Raw genomic sequence first — 13,803 nt, forward strand, 5'->3', positions numbered from 1 at the left:
CCGGTGTGTGCAGCATGGCAACGATGCTAACACCCCTTCGCGTCAGTGTGACGATTTGTGGGGACCGTGGCAGCATGGGGCCTGTGACGTCACCCGCTCCCCTAGAGATCGAACGCACCGAGTCGGCGGAGGAGGTCTTCGCCGTACCCGAGCCGGACGTCCCCTGGGTCACGATCGTGCACAACGACCCGGTCAACCTCATGAGCTACGTGACGTACGTCTTCCAGACGTACTTCGGCTACACCAAGGACAAGGCCACCAAGCTCATGCTCGATGTCCACCACAAGGGCCGGGCGGTCGTCTCCAGCGGCTCTCGCGAGGAGATGGAACGCGATGTGCAGGCCATGCACGGTTACGGCCTGTGGGCCACCCTCCAGCAGGACCGGAAGTAGCGATAGCACCTGATGCCCGGACACTTCGAACCGCTCCCCGGCGGCGGCGCGGCCGTCGCCCTCGACGACGTCGAGATCTCCATCATCCGGTCGCTGGCCGTCCAGCTCCTGGAGCTCGTCGGACCCGGCCCCGCCGGGGACGCCCCCGACGACCCGCTGGCCGAGCTCTTCGCCGAGGGGCCCAGTGAGCCCCCCAAGGACCCGGTGCTCAGGCGGCTCTTCCCGGACGCCTACAGCGACCCGGAGGGTACGCCCGGGCCGAAGGAGGCCGAGGAACAGCAGGCGTACTCCGCCGAGTTCCGCCGTTTCACCGAGAACGACCTGCGCGCCGGCAAGCGTGAGAGCGCGCTCGCGGTGGTCCGCTCGCTGGACGCGCTGACGCCGGGCGGCGACGGCGGGGCGATCCTCAAGCTCTCGCCAGACGAGTCCCGGCAGTGGCTGGGCGCCCTCAACGACCTGCGCCTGGCGATCGGTTCCCGCCTGGACATCACCGACGAGGACGACACCGACCTCCTCTACCGGCTCCCCGACGAGGACCCGCGCAAGCCGATGGTGATGGCGTATCTGTGGCTCGGCGGGCTGCAGGAGACGCTCGTCTCGACCCTCCTGCCCTGACGGCGGAGCGGGCCCCGTCGCCGCGATGAACGCGACGGGGCCCGCCCCATGCTTGCTGCCGGTCAGCTGACCAGCGCCGTGATGCAGGAGGTCGCCCCCGCGCCGACGGCCTGCTTGGCGACCTTGCTCGCCAGGTCCTTGTTGACCCGGCCGACGATGAGCGAGATTGCGGCCGCAACGGAAGCGTTGACGAGGCAGTTCTTCGTCTTCTTGCTCATCTTGAGGCCCTTGACGAGCAGTTCGCAGGACTCCTTGTCGCCGTAGTAGCACTTGCCGGCGGCGATGTCCTGCCAGGTGTCGATCTTCGGGGTGACGACCGACTTCGACGTCCGGTTCCCCGTCGGCTGCGTCTGCGCGACCGCCGGAACAGCGCCCAGCGCGAGCGATCCGAGAACGGCGACGGAAACGAGCTTGATCCGCATTGGTTTTCCCCTTGGGTTGCGTGCACTTCACGAAAGCCGGGGCGGTTGGTCAGCCGCCGTGTTCCGGCCTTCTCGGGCTGCACGCTATGGATCTTGGCGAGCCCGGGGCAATGGAATTGATCTAGATCTGAGCCTGTGCGCATTTGCTCAGGGGAAGCTCAGATCCGAATAACGATCACATCAACGAAGTGGCCGGATTCCGCGAGAAGCGCGGCTTTTGTTCTCATCTGGCGGTGGCGTGCGTCACGTGTGGCGCCGCTGCCCGGTGTTGCGGGCGTGATAAATCTTCACGACCGCCCGACAGGACACCACCCACGTCCCGTCGGGTGCGCCACCGAGCCGGCGGACCGCCGGCCAGGCACACGCTCCATCAGTCCGGGGGGATCGGGATCCGATCCGAGGCCGCACAGCCGGCTCGGATCGGTATGGAGGAAGGCGCACCAACATGACCTCGTCGCAGGTCGAAGAGCAGTACCACGACGGCAGTGAGGCCCTGGACGGCGACGCCCCCGCAGAGGGGTACCAACGCGGACTCAACGGCCGCCAGGTCCAGATGATCGCCATCGGCGGAGCCATCGGCACCGGCCTCTTCTACGGCTCCAGCACCAGCATCGCGAACATCGGGCCCAGTCTGATCGCCTGCTACGCGATCGCCGGCGTCGTCATCTTCTTCATCATGCGGGCCCTGGGCGAGCTGCTCACCTACCGCCCCACCTCCGGCAGCTTCGCCGACTACGCCCGTGAGTTCTTCGGTCCCTTCACCGGCTTCGTCACCGGCTGGTCGTACTGGGCCCTGTGGGTCACCGCCTGCATGTCCGAGGTGACGGCGGCCGGCCACTACATCAACTACTGGTGGCCCTCGGTGCCCGTCTGGTCGACCGCCGCCGTGGCCCTGGTCGTGCTCTTCGTCGCGAACCTGGTCTCGGTCAAGATCTTCGGTGAGCTGGAGTTCTGGTTCTCCACCATCAAGGTCACCGCGATCGTCGCGATGATCGTCATCGGCGTCGGCATCCTCACCTTCGGCTTCTCCTCCGTCGGCGATTCCGCCTCGGTCACCCATCTGTGGGCGGACGGCGGCTTCGCGCCCAGCGGCGCCTGGCAGGCCATGCTCGCCATGCAGGGCGTCATCTTCGCCTACCTCGGAGTCGAGCTCGTCGGCATCACCGCGGGCGAGGCCGAGAACCCCAAGAAGACCCTCCGCAAGGCGATCAACACGCTCCCGGTCCGCATCGGCATCTTCTACGTCGGCTCGCTGATCGTCATCCTGTCCGTGTACAGCTGGACCAAGTACACCCCGGGCGTGAGCCCCTTCGTGCAGGTCTTCGCCGCCGTCGGCATCCCCGGCGCCGCCGGGATCATGAACTTCGTGGTCCTCACCGCCGCGCTGTCCTCCTGCAACTCGGGCATCTACTCCACCGGCCGGATGCTGCGCGGCCTGGCCGTCAACGGCGAGGCGCCCAAGGCGGCCGCCCGGCTCAGCGGCCGTCAGCTTCCGCTGCCCGCGCTGGTCGGTTCCTCGCTCTTCATGGGCATCGGCGTGATCGTCAACATCGTCTCGCCGGACAAGGCGTTCCTCTACATCACCTCGGTCGCCACCTGCGCCGGGCTGTGGACCTGGACCGTGATCCTCGCGGCCCACCTGCGCTACCGCTCCAGGGTCCGGGCCGGACTCCTCCCGGCCGCCGACTTCCGGATGCCCGGCGCCCCGATCACCAACTGGATCGCCATCGCCGCGCTCGGCTCCGTCGTCGCCCTGATGGCCAGCGACAGCGACACCCGGCTCGGGCTGTACGTGTTCGCCGTCTGGTTCCTGGTCCTGGTGGTCGGCTACCGGATCGCCCGGCGCAAGGCGCCGGTCGGCGCCGACCTGGGGCTCCAGCGCGGCTAGGGCGCTGCTCGCTCCGAGCGGACGTCCGCGATGTGGGCCGTCCCGTACCAGCACTCGGTACGGGACGGCCCCTCTGCTTATCCTGACCAGCATGCTGACCATCACCCAGGCCCTCGTCGACCAGATCGTCGCCCACGCGCGCAAGGACCACCCCGACGAGGCGTGCGGCGTCGTCGCGGGCCCGGCGGGTTCGGACCGCCCCGAGCGGTTCATCCCGATGCTGAACGCGGCGATGTCGCCCACGTTCTACGAGTTCGACTCGGGCGACCTCCTGAAGCTCTACCGCGAGATGGACGACCGCGACGAGGAGCCGGTGGTCATCTACCACTCCCACACGGCGACGGAGGCCTACCCGTCCCGCACCGACATCTCGTACGCGAACGAGCCCGGCGCGCACTACGTCCTCGTCTCGACCGCGGACACCGACGAGTCCGGCCCCTTCCAGTTCCGCTCGTTCCGGATCGTCGAGGGCGAGGTCACGGAGGAGGAGGTCACGGTGGTGGAGTCGTACTGATCTCGAAGGCCGGATGAAATCCGTCCGAAATGTGAGATCACACTCTGGGCTCCCCACCGGGAATCGATACGATGACCCCATGGTTTTCCACGACGTGAGCGACAAGACGCCGGGCATGCTGCTCGTGGCGCGGCTGCACGTCGACCTGTGCAGGCTGCAGAGCGCCATCTGTACGCGCTGATCCTGCCGCCGTACGGCCGTGAGCCGCGGCGCCTCACCGCATCATCCCGCTGTTCTGCGCTGCCGCGCGCCCACCGACTGACCACTCCCGACAGGAGCCCTGAGCCATGGCCATCGAGGTCCGCATCCCCACCATCCTCCGCACCTACACCGACGGCCAGAAGGCGGTGGAGGGCAACGGGGACACACTCGCCGCGCTCTTCGCCGACCTCGAGTCCCGGCACACGGGCATCCAGGCCCGCATCGTGGACGGCGGCGAGCTGCGCCGCTTCGTCAACGTGTACCTGAACGACGAGGACGTCCGCTTCCTCGACGGCATCAACACCAAGGTCGCCGACGGCGACAACGTCACGATCCTGCCGGCCGTGGCCGGCGGCATGGCCTGATCGTCGATGCGGTACGACTCCCCGCTGGCCGCGGTGGGCAACACCCCTCTGGTGCGCCTGCCACGGCTCTCGCCGTCCGCCGACGTCCGGATCTGGGCCAAGCTCGAGGACCGCAACCCGACCGGCTCGGTCAAGGACCGGCCGGCCCTGCACATGATCGAACAGGCGGAGAAGGACGGCCGTCTGACCCCGGGCTGCACGATCCTGGAGCCCACCTCGGGCAACACCGGCATCTCCCTGGCCATGGCGGCGAAGCTCAAGGGCTACCGCATGGTGTGCGTGATGCCGGAGAACACCTCGCAGGAACGCCGTGACCTGCTCGGCATGTGGGGTGCGGAGATCATCTCGTCCCCGGCGGCGGGCGGCTCCAACACGGCGGTACGGGTGGCCAAGGAGCTGTCGGCCGAGCACCCGGACTGGGTGATGCTCTACCAGTACGGCAACCCGGACAACGCGGGCGCCCACTACGCGACGACGGGCCCGGAGATCCTCGCCGACCTCCCGTCCATCACCCACTTCGTGGCGGGCCTGGGCACGACGGGCACGCTGATGGGCGTCGGCCGCTTCCTGCGCGAGAACAAGCCGGACGTCAGGATCGTCGCCGCGGAGCCCCGCTACGACGACCTGGTGTACGGGCTCAGGAACCTCGACGAGGGCTTCGTACCGGAGCTGTACGACGCATCCGTCCTGACGACCCGTTTCTCGGTCGGCTCGGCGGACGCGGTCACCCGCACCCGCGAACTCCTCCAGCAGGAGGGCATCTTCGCGGGCGTCTCCACCGGCGCGGCCCTGCACGCGGCGATCGGCATGGGCCACAAGGCGGTCAAGGCGGGCGAGAGCGCGGACATCGTGTTCATCGTGGCCGACGGCGGCTGGAAGTACCTCTCGACCGGCGTCTACACGGCGGCCACCACGGAAGAGGCCATCGAGACGCTGCGGGGTCAGCTCTGGGCGTAGGACACACGCACCGCATCGCGACACGGGCCGAGGCACCGCGCTTCGGCCCGTTCGCCGTCTCCGGACTCGGGCCTCCTGCCGGGTCACCTCACGCGAGCGACCGGCACCGCCCTACCTCGCCAGATACCGCACCTGATCCCACAGCAGCGGATCCACCACGCCCACCCGCCGCCGGAAGTCCCCGACCGAGACCTCCCGCAGCTCGTCCGTCTCCAGGAAGCTCGCCCGCCCCTGCGCGTCCCCGACCGAGCCCGGCGGCAGCGGGATCACCCCGGACCGCTCGTCGTGGTACTTGCTGGTGATCTTCGCGACCGTCGCCCGGTTGCCGCGCACCGCGAGCACCAGACAGGGCCGGTCCTTGTTCCCCGGTCTGTCCTCGTACGGGACGTTCGCCCACCAGATCTCCGCCGGCCTGGGCTGCCCGCCCCCGCCCCGCCCGCTCGGCCGCCCCGGCGGCCGTGTCCGCCGACCCGCGGGTCGACGCCCGCGCCCCCAGCCGTCCACGAGCGTGGCGACCAGCGCGAGCAGTATCACCGCGGCGAGCGCCAGCCACCATGACGTGTCCATACGGACGACGTTACCGGCGCGCGATCGGCATCGCGCGCCCCTCGTTCGAACCCGTGCTCGCCTTCTCGCGTCTGACTCGCCCCGCGTCCAGCCGAACCGGTGACAGCACAGGTGAGTTCGCCCACAACAGCCCTTGCTGGAGGAGCGACCCGAGGTTTTGCGCCTTACGCTCGACGGACCGCACGACCCCCGTCTCCTTCCCAGAAAAGTCCCGCCAGCGGAGGTTTCTGCTTTATGAAGCTCACCGTCGTCGGCTGCTCGGGGTCGTTCCCGTCCGCGGAATCGGCCTGCTCGAGCTACCTCGTAGAGGCCGACGGCTTCCGGCTGCTCCTCGACATGGGCAACGGTGCCCTTGGCGAGCTGCAGCGCCACTGCGGTCTCTACGACCTCGACGCGATCTTCCTCAGCCATCTGCACGCCGACCACTGCATCGACATGTGCGCCTACTTCGTGGCGCGCTACTACCGGCACGACGGCGGCCGCTGCGACCCGCTCCCGGTCTACGGACCCGAGGGCACGGAGCACCGGCTCACCACCGCCTACGCCGACACCCCCACCGCCTCCTCCATGAGCGAGGTCTTCGACTTCCACACGGTCAAGCCGTCCACGTTCGAGATCGGCCCGTTCACGGTGCACACGGAACGCGTGGCCCATCCCGTGGAGGCCTACGGCATCCGCGTCGAGCACGGCGGGACGTCCCTGACGTACTCCGGCGACACGGGCATCAGCCCCGCGCTGGACGAACTCGCCCGCGACAGCGACCTGTTCCTGTGCGAGGCCGCGTTCACGCACGGCAAGGAGAACATCCCCGACCTGCACCTCAACGGCCGCGAGGCGGGCGAGACGGCGGCCAGGGCGGGAGCCCGCCGCCTGGTCCTCACCCACATCCCCCCGTGGACCGACCCCCAGGTCAACCTGGCCGACGCCCGCGCGGTGTTCGACGGGCCGGTGGAACTGGCGGCGCCGAGGGTGTCGTACGAGATCTAGACAGTACGTACACGAAGGCCCCGGCACCTCTTCGGTGCCGGGGCCTTCGTCACGTCGTGGGACTCACGCCTTGGTGAGGTCCTCGACCTCCTCCTCGGGCTCGCGGCCCGGGGTGGGGAGGTTGAACTTGGTGATGGCGAAGCGGAAGACGAAGTAGTAGATCGCGCCGAAGACGAGACCGATCGGGATGATCAGCCAGGGCTTGGTGGCCAGGCTCCAGTTCAGGCCGTAGTCGATCGCGCCCGCCGAGAAGGTGAAGCCGGCGTGGACGCCGAGCGCCCAGGTGATCGCCATGGACAGGGCGGTCAGCACCGCGTGGATCCCGTACAGGATCGGGGCGATGAACATGAACGAGAACTCGATGGGCTCGGTCACGCCGGTCACGAAGGAGGTCAGCGCGAGCGAGATCATCATGCCCATCACGGCCTTGCGGCGCTCGGGGCGGGCGGAGTGGGCGATGGCGATCGCGGCGGCCGGCAGACCGAACATCATGATCGGGAAGAAGCCGGACATGAACTGACCGGCGGTCGGGTCACCGGCGAAGAAGCGGGTCAGGTCGCCGTGGACGACGGTGCCGGAGGCGTTCTTGAAGTCGCCGATCTGGAACCAGGCGACGGAGTTCACGAACTGGTGCATGCCGACCGGGATCAGCGCGCGGTTGATCAGACCGAACAGACCCGCACCGAAGGCTCCGAGGCCGGTGATCCACTCGCCGAAGTTGGAGATGCCCTCACCGATCGGCTCCCAGACCAGGCCGAAGAAGACGCCCATGAGCGTGCCGACGAAGGCCATGATGATCGGCACCAGGCGGCGGCCGTTGAAGAAGCCGAGCCAGTCCACGAGCTTGGTGCGGTGGAACTTCTGCCACAGCACGGCGGAGAGCAGACCCATGATGATGCCGCCGAGGACACCGGGGTTGTTGTAGGTCGCGGCTATGTCCGCGCCCTTCAGGATCTTCGCCTCGGTGACGGGGAAGGCCTTGAGCACGTTGCTGTAGACCAGGAAGCCGACCAGGGCCGCGAGGGCGGTGGAGCCGTCGGACTTCTTCGCGAAGCCGATCGCCACGCCTATGCAGAACAGCAGCGGCAGGTTGTCGAAGATCGCGCCACCCGCAGTGGCGAACACCGCCGTGACCTTGTCGGGCAGGTGCAGCTTGTCGTGGATGTCTGCCTGACCGAAGCGCAGCAGGATGCCGGCCGCCGGAAGCACGGCGATCGGGAGCTGCAGGCTGCGGCCTACCTTCTGCAGGCCCTGGATCAGACCTGATCCCCACTTCTTCGCGGGGGCCGCCGTTGGCGCGGTGGCGGTGCTCATAGACTTCCTCCATCGGGTGGTGGTCTACACCACTCAGTGGTGTAGACCTGTTGTAGCAGATGAAGTCCGCATAAAGGAACCCGTAAAACCTGCAACCGGAGCGCTACGCGCCGTACAACTCCAGCGATCTTGAGCGCGTCCCCGCAGGCACGACAAAGGACCCCCGGACCGGTGGTCCGAGGGTCCAACTCCCTTGTGGTGTAAGGCCGCTTCAGGCCTTCGTGACGTCCTCGTGCTCCTCCTCCGGCTCCCGTCCCGGAGTCTTCAGGTCGAACTTCGTGATCGCGAAACGGAAGATCACGTAGTACACCGCGGCGAAGCACAGCCCGATCGGGATCATCGCCCACGGTCTCGTCGCCAGGTTCCAGTTGATGATGTAGTCGATGAGCCCGGCGGAGAAACTGAACCCGTCGTGCACGCCGAGCCCCCACGTCACCGCCATCGACACACCCGTCAGCAACGCGTGGATCGCGTACAGCACCGGCGCGACGAACAGGAACGAGTACTCGATCGGCTCGGTGATGCCCGTGACGAACGACGTCAGCGCCACCGACAGCATCAGACCGCCGATCTCCTTGCGACGGCTCGGCTTCGCACAGTGCGTCATCGCCAGCGCCGCGGCCGGCAGCGCGAACATCATGATCGGGAAGAACCCCGAGGTGAACTGGCCCGCGTTCGGATCGCCCGCCAGGAACATGTTGATGTCACCGTGCACCACCGTGCCGTCCGGCTTGGTGTAACTGCCGAACTGGAACCAGATGGGCACGTTCAGGAACTGGTGCAGGCCGATCACCAGCAGCGCCCGGTTCGCGACGCCGAAGATGCCCGCACCCCACGAGCTCAGATCGCTCAGCCAGTCACTGAAACTCTCCAGGCCGTCACCGATCGGCGGCCAGATCCACAGGCACAGCGCGGCGAACGCGATCGCCACGAACGCCATGATGATCGGGACGAGACGCCGGCCGTTGAAGAAGCCGAGCCAGTCCACCAGCTTGGTGCGGTGGTAGCGCTGCCACAGGTAGGCCGTCAGCAGGCCCATCACGATGCCGCCGAAGACGCCCGGGTTCAGATAGGTGAACGTCACCACCGTCTGGTCGACCGTCCCCTGGCAGCCGATGCCGACGACGGTCTTCGTGCCCGAGGGGCAGTCCTCCGGGAACTGACGCAGCACGTTGTAGTAGACGAGGAAACCCGCGACCGCCGCCAGCGCCGTCGAGCCGTCCGACTTCTTCGCCATGCCGATCGCGACGCCGACGCAGAACAGGAGGGGGAGTCCGAGGGAGCCGTCGAGCAGGGCGCCGCCCGCGCCGGCCATCACCTTCGAGACGTCCGTCCACCCGAGCCCGTCGTCCCCGAACACGTCCGGCTGGCCGAGGCGGTTCAGGATGCCCGCCGCCGGCAGCACCGCGATGGGGAGCTGGAGGCTGCGGCCCATCTTCTGCAGGCCCTGGAACGCGATGTTCCACCGCTGCCGGGCCGGGGAGATCTCGGTGTCGGCGCTCATGGGTTGGCGACCGCCTGTCAAGTGGTGTAGACCAGTTACGGGCGATATGGCTGCTGTGACGTCATCCTTCGGTACGCACGACGCAATCGCTCGCGAAGTTGAGCCAACCGTGCGTGAGGAGACTGAAATGGCCACCAAGGCTGAGAAGATCGTTGCCGGGCTCGGCGGTATCGACAACATCGAAGAGGTCGAGGGCTGCATCACCCGCCTGCGCACCGAGGTTGTCGACCCGAGCAAGGTCGACGAAGCCGCCCTGAAGGCCGCCGGCGCCCACGGCGTCGTCAAGATGGGCACCGCGATCCAGGTCGTCATCGGCACCGACGCCGACCCCATCGCAGCGGAGATCGAAGACCTCATGTGAGCCGCCCGCTCACTCCTGCCCGACGTGAGCCCGCCCGCTCACTCACAGGGGCCCTTTCCCACCGGGGAGGGGCCCTTTCCGCTTGTACGGATAGGCTCGTGGCCATGTCTCGAATCGACGGTCGCACCCCCGAACAACTCCGCCCGATCACCATCGAACGCGGCTGGAGCAAGCACGCCGAAGGCTCCGTCCTGGTCTCCTTCGGCGACACCAAGGTCTTCTGCACCGCCTCCGTCACCGAGGGCGTCCCCCGCTGGCGCAAGGGCAGCGGCGAGGGCTGGGTCACCGCCGAGTACTCCATGCTTCCCCGCGCCACCAACACCCGCGGCGACCGCGAGTCCGTACGCGGCAAGATCGGCGGCCGCACCCACGAGATCAGCCGCCTCATCGGCCGCTCCCTGCGCGCGGTCATCGACTACAAGGCGCTCGGCGAGAACACGATCGTCCTCGACTGCGACGTCCTCCAGGCCGACGGCGGCACCCGCACGGCGGCGATCACCGGGGCGTACGTGGCGCTCGCCGACGCCGTCGCCTGGGCCCAGGGCAAGAAGCTGATCAAGGCCGGCCGCCGGCCGCTGACCGGAACGGTGTCCGCGGTCTCGGTCGGCATCGTCGGCGGAGTGCCCCTGCTCGACCTCTGCTACGAGGAGGACGTCCGCGCCGAGACCGACATGAACGTCGTCTGCACCGGCGACGGCCGCTTCGTCGAGGTCCAGGGCACCGCGGAGGCCGAGCCGTTCGCCCGCGAGGAGCTCAACTCCCTTCTGGACCTGGCGGTTTCGGGCTGCGAAGAACTCGCTGTCCTTCAGCGCAAGGCACTTGATACGGTCCTCGAAAAGTAAAGGGCGCCCCAAGAGGAACGGCCGCCGGGGGCAACCCCGCCGCCCGCCCTCGCGTCCCTACGAGTACGGGCGCACGGCACACCACCGTGCGCTCGACCAGTTCACGGGGGCCTGTGAGGCCTGCACAAAGGAGGAACACAGTCATGGTCATCAGCCGCCGTCGGAGCAGCCGTATCGCCCAAGTCGCCGCGGCAGTCATGGCGGTCGGGCTGACGGCAGGCCTCACCACGGGCTGCGACGCAGTGAACAAGGCCCTGGACTGCGTCCAGACCGCCGACGCCATCGCCGACAGCGTCACCGATCTCCAGCAGGCCGTCGAGAACGCCACCAACGACCCGACGCAGCTGGACGAGTCCCTCACCTCCATAGACAAGAACCTCGACAAGATCGGCGACAAGACCGACAACGCCGACGTCAACAAGGCGGTCGACAACCTGGACAAGGCCGTCGGCAACGTCCGCACATCCATCAAGAACGGCGACAACACCCCGGACGTCAGCCCGGTGACGGACGCGGCAGGCGAGCTGACGAAGGTGTGCACCTCATAGGCACCGGCCTTCGGACCCCCAATACTGTGGGCCCATGACGCGCTTGATCCTCGCCACCCGCAACGCCGGAAAGATCACCGAACTGAGGGCGATCCTCGCCGACGCAGACCTGCCCCACGACCTGGTCGGCGCGGACGCCTACCCCGACGTACCCGACGTCAAGGAAACAGGCGTCACCTTCGCCGAGAACGCCCTGCTCAAGGCCCACGCCCTGGCCCGGGCCACCGGCCTGCCCGCCGTCGCCGACGACTCCGGCCTCTGCGTCGACGTCCTGAACGGCGCCCCCGGCATCTTCTCCGCCCGCTGGGCAGGCAAGCACGGCGACGACCGGGCCAACCTGGAGCTGCTGCTCGCCCAACTCGGCGACATCGCCGACGAACACCGCGGCGCCCACTTCGCCTGCGCGGCAGCACTCGCCCTGCCGGACGGCACGGAACGGGTGGTCGAGGGCCAACTGCGGGGCCTGCTCCGGCACACCCCGGTCGGCACGAACGGCTTCGGCTACGACCCGATCCTGCAGCCCGAGGGGGAGTCGCGGACGTGCGCGGAACTGAGCCCCGGGGAGAAGAACGCGATCAGCCATCGGGGCAAGGCGTTCCGGGCGCTTGTGCCGGTGGTGCGGGAGTTGTTGGGCTGAGCCGACGAAAATGCCCCGCGCCTTCAAGATGAAGGTGCGGGGCGGTGCGGCCGGTGGGATTCGAACCCACACGGGTTTTCACCCAAGGGCTCCTAAGGCCCTCGCGTATGCCATTTCGCCACGGCCGCGCAGCCGCCATGCTACCGGTCCGCCAGAGCTCGGTTATGAGGGCCTCCGGCTTCCTCCTCGGCACCAGGTGTCGGTCGGACAGTCACGACCGAAACGTGAAGCGGCCCGCGCCGGGGTACCCAGGCGCGGGCCGCTCGAGCAGCAGAAGCGGGTTCTCAGATCCCCAGATCCTTGATGATCTTCGCCACGTGGCCCGTCGCGCGGACGTTGTACAGGGCCCGTTCGACCTTGCCCTCCTCGTCCACGACGATCGTGGAGCGGATGACGCCCATGTACGTCTTGCCGTAGTTCTTCTTCTCGCCGTAGGCGCCGTAGGTCTCGGTGACCGTCTTTTCGGGGTCGGCCAGGAGTGTGACCTTCAGGGACTCCTTCTCGCGGAACTTCGCCAGCTTCTCCGGCTTGTCGGGGGAGATGCCGATGACGTCGTAGCCGGCGCCGGTCAGGAGTTCCAGGTTGTCCGTGAAGTCGCAGGCCTGCTTGGTGCAGCCGGGCGTGAGGGCCGCCGGGTAGAAGTAGACGATGACCTTGCGGCCCTTGTGGGCAGACAGGGACACGTCCTTGCCGTCGGCGTCGGGGAGGGTGAAGTCGGGGGCCACGTCCCCGGGCTGGAGTCGCTCGCTCATCGGGCAAGCGTAACCGGGGGTCCTGACAGTGCAGGCGCGGACGGAACTGACAGACTGTCCAGAACAGCAACAATCAGTGACAGGCATCGGCTGACTTCGGAGGCCTCACCGTGGCGGACACGTCGGACACCAGAACCCCGGCGCAGATCGAGGCGGACATCAAGCGTCGCCGCGACGTACTGGCGGAGACGCTCGACGAGATCGGGGTGCGGGTGCATCCGAAGACGATCGTCGGGGACGCCAGGGCCAAGGTCGTCTCCAACATCGATCACACGCTGGGGCGGGCCTACGTCGGGGTCAACAAGGCCGTGAGCGACGTCAAGGCACGGTTCGTCGACGAGGAGGGCGCGCCCCGGCTGGAGCGCATCGTGCCCGTCGCGGTCGTCGCCGTGGGACTGGTGGGGCTTCTCGTCCTGGGCAGCCGTCGCCGCAAGGGCTGACCCGGCGGCGTACGCGGGCTTCAAAGGCAGGTAGGTTCTGAGCTGTGAGCGCCAACAGAAACGAGCACAGCACCCAGCACGACAAGCTGCCCATCCGGATGCTGCACGACCGGGTCCTCGTCCGGCAGGACACCAGTGAGGGCGAGCGGCGTTCCGGTGGCGGGATCCTGATCCCCGCCACGGCGGCCGTCGGGCGTCGGCTGGCCTGGGCCGAGGTCGTCGCGGTGGGGCAGAACGTGCGGACCGTGGAGCCGGGCGACCGGGTTCTGTACGACCCGGAGGACCGTGCCGAGGTGGAGGTGCGCGGGGTCGCGTACGTGCTGATGCGCGAGCGTGATCTGCACGCCGTGGCCGCCGACCGGTTCGAGGGGTCCGAGGACACGATGGGGCTGTACCTGTAGAGACCCGGGAAGGGCTGGTGACCGTTGTCACCAGCCCTTTTTGTCGTTTCTGGTCGCCGTGGTCGGGCCGAAGGCCGACCTCTCGGGCCCTAGGCC

19 protein-coding genes and 1 tRNA gene are annotated in these 13,803 nt (G+C 68.1%); 14 read left to right on the forward strand and 6 right to left on the reverse strand.

The genetic code is table 11. The features are described from left to right. Positions 1-74: 74 nt before the first annotated feature. Positions 75-392 (forward strand): ATP-dependent Clp protease adapter ClpS, encoded by a 318-nt coding sequence (gene clpS, locus OG303_RS30475; RefSeq protein ID WP_189311766.1) that lies wholly within the window; start codon positions 75-77, stop codon positions 390-392. A gap of 12 nt (positions 393-404) precedes the next feature. Further along, positions 405-1,007 carry a DUF2017 domain-containing protein gene (locus OG303_RS30480; RefSeq protein WP_405872346.1) on the forward strand — a complete coding sequence of 201 codons (603 nt, stop codon included), beginning with the start codon at positions 405-407 and terminating at the stop codon, positions 1,005-1,007. Between the two features lie 62 nt (positions 1,008-1,069). Here OG303_RS30480 and OG303_RS30485 read toward each other — a convergent pair whose 3' ends face one another. Next, a complete protein-coding gene (locus OG303_RS30485; RefSeq protein WP_405872348.1) occupies positions 1,070-1,429 on the reverse strand; it encodes a hypothetical protein in 360 nt (119 codons plus the stop codon). Between the two features lie 445 nt (positions 1,430-1,874). Here OG303_RS30485 and OG303_RS30490 point away from each other — a divergent pair, with 445 nt between their 5' ends. The 5 genes from OG303_RS30490 to OG303_RS30510 all read left to right on the forward strand — a co-directional run bounded on the left by OG303_RS30490 (position 1,875) and on the right by OG303_RS30510 (position 5,354). Further along, a complete protein-coding gene (locus tag OG303_RS30490; protein WP_405872349.1) occupies positions 1,875-3,317 on the forward strand; it encodes an amino acid permease in 1,443 nt (480 codons plus the stop codon). A 91-nt stretch (positions 3,318-3,408) separates the two neighbouring features. After that, positions 3,409-3,831: a Mov34/MPN/PAD-1 family protein gene (locus OG303_RS30495; protein WP_405872350.1), complete on the forward strand. Its 423-nt coding sequence runs from the start codon at positions 3,409-3,411 to the stop codon at positions 3,829-3,831. Between the two features lie 79 nt (positions 3,832-3,910). Further along, positions 3,911-4,012 (forward strand): putative leader peptide, encoded by a 102-nt coding sequence (locus tag OG303_RS30500; protein ID WP_311736770.1) that lies wholly within the window; start codon positions 3,911-3,913, stop codon positions 4,010-4,012. A 106-nt stretch (positions 4,013-4,118) separates the two neighbouring features. Then, complete coding sequence (locus tag OG303_RS30505; protein WP_405872351.1) at positions 4,119-4,397, forward strand: MoaD/ThiS family protein; 279 nt, start codon at positions 4,119-4,121, stop codon at positions 4,395-4,397. A 6-nt stretch (positions 4,398-4,403) separates the two neighbouring features. Further along, on the forward strand, positions 4,404-5,354 hold the full coding sequence (locus OG303_RS30510) for a PLP-dependent cysteine synthase family protein (RefSeq protein WP_405872352.1): 951 nt from the start codon (positions 4,404-4,406) through the stop codon (positions 5,352-5,354). Positions 5,355-5,465: 111 nt separating this feature from the next. On the opposite strand, the gene OG303_RS30515 is transcribed toward OG303_RS30510, so the two are convergent. Continuing rightward, the gene (locus tag OG303_RS30515; protein WP_405872353.1) at positions 5,466-5,921 is read right to left on the reverse strand and encodes a type II toxin-antitoxin system PemK/MazF family toxin; all 456 of its coding nucleotides are present in this window, start codon (positions 5,919-5,921) and stop codon (positions 5,466-5,468) included. A gap of 234 nt (positions 5,922-6,155) precedes the next feature. Between OG303_RS30515 and OG303_RS30520 the strand changes: the two genes are divergently transcribed. Further along, positions 6,156-6,908, forward strand: coding sequence for an MBL fold metallo-hydrolase (locus OG303_RS30520; RefSeq protein ID WP_405872354.1), 753 nt, complete (start codon positions 6,156-6,158; stop codon positions 6,906-6,908). Positions 6,909-6,971: 63 nt separating this feature from the next. On the opposite strand, the gene OG303_RS30525 is transcribed toward OG303_RS30520, so the two are convergent. Together OG303_RS30525 and OG303_RS30530 are read right to left on the reverse strand one after the other, a co-directional pair. After that, positions 6,972-8,222: a PTS transporter subunit EIIC gene (locus tag OG303_RS30525; protein ID WP_405872356.1), complete on the reverse strand. Its 1,251-nt coding sequence runs from the start codon at positions 8,220-8,222 to the stop codon at positions 6,972-6,974. Positions 8,223-8,433: 211 nt separating this feature from the next. Next, the gene (locus tag OG303_RS30530; protein WP_405872357.1) at positions 8,434-9,726 is read right to left on the reverse strand and encodes a PTS transporter subunit EIIC; all 1,293 of its coding nucleotides are present in this window, start codon (positions 9,724-9,726) and stop codon (positions 8,434-8,436) included. Positions 9,727-9,772: 46 nt separating this feature from the next. On the opposite strand from OG303_RS30530, the gene OG303_RS30535 reads away from it, so the two are divergent. From OG303_RS30535 to rdgB, 4 genes are all read left to right on the forward strand, one after another. Beyond that, positions 9,773-10,087, forward strand: coding sequence for a glucose PTS transporter subunit EIIB (locus OG303_RS30535; protein ID WP_405872358.1), 315 nt, complete (start codon positions 9,773-9,775; stop codon positions 10,085-10,087). A 104-nt stretch (positions 10,088-10,191) separates the two neighbouring features. Further along, positions 10,192-10,929, forward strand: a complete 738-nt coding sequence (rph, locus tag OG303_RS30540; RefSeq protein WP_405872359.1) for a ribonuclease PH — start codon at positions 10,192-10,194, stop codon at positions 10,927-10,929. A 143-nt stretch (positions 10,930-11,072) separates the two neighbouring features. Beyond that, positions 11,073-11,477, forward strand: coding sequence for a hypothetical protein (locus tag OG303_RS30545; protein ID WP_405872360.1), 405 nt, complete (start codon positions 11,073-11,075; stop codon positions 11,475-11,477). A gap of 34 nt (positions 11,478-11,511) precedes the next feature. After that, the gene (gene rdgB / locus OG303_RS30550) at positions 11,512-12,114 is read left to right on the forward strand and encodes an RdgB/HAM1 family non-canonical purine NTP pyrophosphatase (RefSeq protein ID WP_405872361.1); all 603 of its coding nucleotides are present in this window, start codon (positions 11,512-11,514) and stop codon (positions 12,112-12,114) included. Between the two features lie 45 nt (positions 12,115-12,159). On the opposite strand, the gene OG303_RS30555 is transcribed toward rdgB, so the two are convergent. Next, positions 12,160-12,242 (reverse strand) — tRNA-Leu (locus tag OG303_RS30555). 156 nt (positions 12,243-12,398) lie between these two features. Next, the gene (gene bcp / locus OG303_RS30560; protein WP_405872362.1) at positions 12,399-12,866 is read right to left on the reverse strand and encodes a thioredoxin-dependent thiol peroxidase; all 468 of its coding nucleotides are present in this window, start codon (positions 12,864-12,866) and stop codon (positions 12,399-12,401) included. Positions 12,867-12,976: 110 nt separating this feature from the next. On the opposite strand from bcp, the gene OG303_RS30565 reads away from it, so the two are divergent. Next, entirely contained in the window at positions 12,977-13,306 is a 330-nt protein-coding gene (locus OG303_RS30565; protein ID WP_405872363.1) for a DUF3618 domain-containing protein, read from the forward strand. Positions 13,307-13,350: 44 nt separating this feature from the next. Beyond that, positions 13,351-13,707: a GroES family chaperonin gene (locus OG303_RS30570; RefSeq protein WP_405872364.1), complete on the forward strand. Its 357-nt coding sequence runs from the start codon at positions 13,351-13,353 to the stop codon at positions 13,705-13,707. Positions 13,708-13,803: the final 96 nt, after the last annotated feature.

Source organism: Streptomyces sp. NBC_00005 (assembly GCF_045160215.1).
Taxonomy (GTDB): domain Bacteria; phylum Actinomycetota; class Actinomycetes; order Streptomycetales; family Streptomycetaceae; genus Streptomyces.

What these genes read in the sequence shown, in the direction of transcription:
- rdgB (WP_405872361.1), top strand. Translation starts at nt 11,512, where the DNA reads ATGACGCGCTTGATCCTCGCCACCCGCAACGCCGGAAAGATCACCGAA.
- OG303_RS30515 (WP_405872353.1), bottom strand. Translation starts at nt 5,921, where the DNA reads ATGGACACGTCATGGTGGCTGGCGCTCGCCGCGGTGATACTGCTCGCG.
- OG303_RS30485 (WP_405872348.1), bottom strand. Translation starts at nt 1,429, where the DNA reads ATGCGGATCAAGCTCGTTTCCGTCGCCGTTCTCGGATCGCTCGCGCTG.
- OG303_RS30490 (WP_405872349.1), top strand. Translation starts at nt 1,875, where the DNA reads ATGACCTCGTCGCAGGTCGAAGAGCAGTACCACGACGGCAGTGAGGCC.
- OG303_RS30480 (WP_405872346.1), top strand. Translation starts at nt 405, where the DNA reads ATGCCCGGACACTTCGAACCGCTCCCCGGCGGCGGCGCGGCCGTCGCC.
- clpS (WP_189311766.1), top strand. Translation starts at nt 75, where the DNA reads ATGGGGCCTGTGACGTCACCCGCTCCCCTAGAGATCGAACGCACCGAG.
- OG303_RS30535 (WP_405872358.1), top strand. Translation starts at nt 9,773, where the DNA reads ATGGCTGCTGTGACGTCATCCTTCGGTACGCACGACGCAATCGCTCGC.
- bcp (WP_405872362.1), bottom strand. Translation starts at nt 12,866, where the DNA reads ATGAGCGAGCGACTCCAGCCCGGGGACGTGGCCCCCGACTTCACCCTC.
- OG303_RS30530 (WP_405872357.1), bottom strand. Translation starts at nt 9,726, where the DNA reads ATGAGCGCCGACACCGAGATCTCCCCGGCCCGGCAGCGGTGGAACATC.
- OG303_RS30510 (WP_405872352.1), top strand. Translation starts at nt 4,404, where the DNA reads ATGCGGTACGACTCCCCGCTGGCCGCGGTGGGCAACACCCCTCTGGTG.
- rph (WP_405872359.1), top strand. Translation starts at nt 10,192, where the DNA reads ATGTCTCGAATCGACGGTCGCACCCCCGAACAACTCCGCCCGATCACC.
- OG303_RS30545 (WP_405872360.1), top strand. Translation starts at nt 11,073, where the DNA reads ATGGTCATCAGCCGCCGTCGGAGCAGCCGTATCGCCCAAGTCGCCGCG.
- OG303_RS30495 (WP_405872350.1), top strand. Translation starts at nt 3,409, where the DNA reads ATGCTGACCATCACCCAGGCCCTCGTCGACCAGATCGTCGCCCACGCG.
- OG303_RS30500 (WP_311736770.1), top strand. Translation starts at nt 3,911, where the DNA reads ATGGTTTTCCACGACGTGAGCGACAAGACGCCGGGCATGCTGCTCGTG.
- OG303_RS30505 (WP_405872351.1), top strand. Translation starts at nt 4,119, where the DNA reads ATGGCCATCGAGGTCCGCATCCCCACCATCCTCCGCACCTACACCGAC.
- OG303_RS30520 (WP_405872354.1), top strand. Translation starts at nt 6,156, where the DNA reads ATGAAGCTCACCGTCGTCGGCTGCTCGGGGTCGTTCCCGTCCGCGGAA.
- OG303_RS30525 (WP_405872356.1), bottom strand. Translation starts at nt 8,222, where the DNA reads ATGAGCACCGCCACCGCGCCAACGGCGGCCCCCGCGAAGAAGTGGGGA.